The sequence below is a fragment of the Burkholderia sp. LFS061 genome, from assembly GCF_047978125.1.
Taxonomy (GTDB): domain Bacteria; phylum Pseudomonadota; class Gammaproteobacteria; order Burkholderiales; family Burkholderiaceae; genus Burkholderia; species Burkholderia pyrrocinia_C.
In genome coordinates this window covers 1-2,352 of sequence record NZ_JBFPFS010000108.1, presented here as the reverse complement: position 1 = coordinate 2,352, position 2,352 = coordinate 1, and the positions used below count along the sequence as shown (strand labels likewise).

The 2,352-nt window shown below is 64.2% G+C and carries 3 protein-coding genes; all 3 read right to left on the bottom strand.

Going from position 1 to position 2,352, the window contains the following annotated elements; genetic code table 11:
* Positions 1 to 19: 19 nt before the first annotated feature.
* Positions 20 to 1,597 carry an IS66 family transposase gene (gene tnpC / locus ACNQQL_RS35830; RefSeq protein ID WP_347069656.1) on the bottom strand — a complete coding sequence of 526 codons (1,578 nt, stop codon included), beginning with the start codon at positions 1,595 to 1,597 and terminating at the stop codon, positions 20 to 22.
* A gap of 62 nt (positions 1,598 to 1,659) precedes the next feature.
* A complete protein-coding gene (gene tnpB / locus ACNQQL_RS35825) occupies positions 1,660 to 2,007 on the bottom strand; it encodes an IS66 family insertion sequence element accessory protein TnpB (RefSeq protein ID WP_148092775.1) in 348 nt (115 codons plus the stop codon).
* Positions 1,995 to 2,352 (bottom strand): IS66-like element accessory protein TnpA (tnpA, locus tag ACNQQL_RS35820; protein ID WP_347069653.1); only part of this gene is annotated, 358 nt, incomplete at its 5' end. The genes tnpA and tnpB, both read right to left, overlap by 13 nt.

The window sequence follows — 2,352 nt, the reverse complement described above, 5'->3', positions numbered from 1 at the left end:
CCCGTCTTGACGAGCGAGTTTAGGCGGTGCTCAAGAGAGGCTGCCAGTGATGCGGCAGCAGCGCGTCGATGTCGCTGGCCTTGTGGGTCGGCAAGCGTGTGAGGACGTCCTTCAGATAGGCGAGCGGGTCGAGCCCGTTCAACTGCGCCGAGCGGATCAAGCTCATGATGGTGGCCGCGCGCTGTCCCGCACGCAGCGATCCGGCGAACAGCCAGTTGGACCGTCCGACTGCCCACGGACGGATCTGGTTTTCAACCCAGTTGTTGTCGATCGGCACGTTCCCGTCGTCGAGATAGCGCGTAAGTGCGTCCCAACGTTTCAGGCTGTAGTCCAGCGCCTTTGCAATCGCCGAACCCTCCGCAACGGGTTTGCGCTGTGCCACCAGCCATTCATGGAGCGCATCGCACACCGTTTTGGCGCGGTGCTGGCGAAGCCGCTGCCGTTCGTCGGCATTCAATGCCGCGGCCTCCCGTTCGATGTCGTAGAGCGCGGTAAAGAACGGCAGGGCCTGCCCGGCAATCTGGCTGCTGTGATTGGCATGCAATTCAAAGAACTTGCGTCGGGCATGGGCCGCGCATCCGATCTCGGTAATGCCGTGCTGGAATGAGGCCTTGTACCCGCTGTAGTCATCGCACACCAGCTTGCCGTGCCAGCCCCTCAGGAACGTGCGGGCGTGCGCACCGGCGCGGCTCTCGGCGAAGTCGTAGACCACCGCGCGCAGTTCGCTGAACTGAGTCGGCGTATACGCCCACAGGTACGCCCTGTGTGTCTTGCCCTTGCCGGGGCTGAGCATCTGCACTGGCGTCTCGTCCGCGTGCAGCACACTCTGTTGCAGGATGGCCTGGCGGAGTGCGTCGACCAGCGGCTGCAACTGCACGCCACACCGGCCCACCCAGGCACCGAGCGTGGATCTCGGAATGGCCAGTCCCGCACGACCAAAGATCTGTTCCTGGCGATACAGCGGCAAGTGGTCGCCGTACTTGGCGACCAGCACCTGCGCGAGCAACCCGGCAGTGGGCACGCCCTTGTCGATCACATGCGGCGGAACCGGCGCCTGGATCAGCGTCTCGCATGCTTTGCACACCCACTTGCCGCGGATGTGCCGCTCCACCGTGAACACGCCTGGCGTGTAGTCCAGTTTCTCGCTCACGTCCTCGCCGATGCGTATGCGTTCGCAACCGCACTGGCACGTCGTGCTATCCGGTTCGTGATGGATGTCGGTGCGCGGCAGTTGCGGCGGCAGCGGTGCGCGTTTCGGCTGCTCGCGTGGCCGTTCAACTCGTGTCGGCTCAAGCTGTTCGAGTTCCATCTCGATGGCAACCAGGTCGCCATCGATCGCCTCGTCGAGCAGGTTCATCTGCTCACTGTTGAGCTGCTCGCTGCGCCGGCCGAACTGCTGGCGCTTGAGGACCGAGACCTCGTGGGTGAGTTGATCGATACGGGTCTGCCGGTAGCGTAGTTCCCGGTCGCGTTCACTCGCTTCCCGCTCCTTCTCCTTGATCTTCTGGTCCTTCGCCTCGACCTCGGCTATCAGTTGCGCTGTCAGGGCGCGCAACTGTTCCGGGCTGAGTGCGTCGAGGTCGGCAGGCAAATTCATGCGGACCAGTCTGCCAGAACCCTGCAGACGGCGGAAGCGCAACTGTTTACGTCCCCCCGGACTCAGACGACACGGATCACGCCGTCCTCGCCGATGCGTTGCCACGGCAAGCCCAGCACCAGACCGGCCAGCTGTTCGTGCGTCAAGGCACGCTGCTTGGGTTCGCTGCCAAGGTGCGGCCAGGCGAATTGCCCCTGGTTCAGGCGTCGCGCGGCCAGCCAGATGCCGATCCCGTCGTGAATCAGGACCTTCATGCGGTTGGCGCGCCGATTGGCGAACAGATAGGCATGGTGTGGGTGAGCGGCGCCGAACACCTTGACCACACGTGCCAAGGCCGTATCGAAACCGGCGCGCATGTCCAGTGGATCGACTGCCAGCCAGATCTCGTCGACACGGATCACCGCAGCCACTCACGCAGCCAGGCGGCACACTGGGTTGCCTCGGACACCGGCCAACTCACCGTGATCGACTGATCTCCCCGGCGCACCTCGATGCGGATCTCTGGCGAATGCGGACTCGGCGTTCCCAATGCCAACGGCACAAAGGCTGGCAGTGACGGTGGCGTGGCCGGTGGACGGCCCAACGGTCTCTTGGGAAGTCGACCTTCCGCCTGATCGATCCAGCGCCGCAGCAGATTCGCGTTGAGCCTGTGTTCCAGCGCGACCGCCGCAACCGATACGCCGATTCCCTGGCAGGCAGCAACCACACGCGCTTTGAACTCCTCGCTGTAGCGTTGCCGACGACGACGCTCCGGG

Excerpts from the sequence above, each read along its gene's own strand:
- tnpC (WP_347069656.1), bottom strand. The coding sequence starts at position 1,597 with ATGAATTTGCCTGCCGACCTCGACGCACTCAGCCCGGAACAGTTGCGC.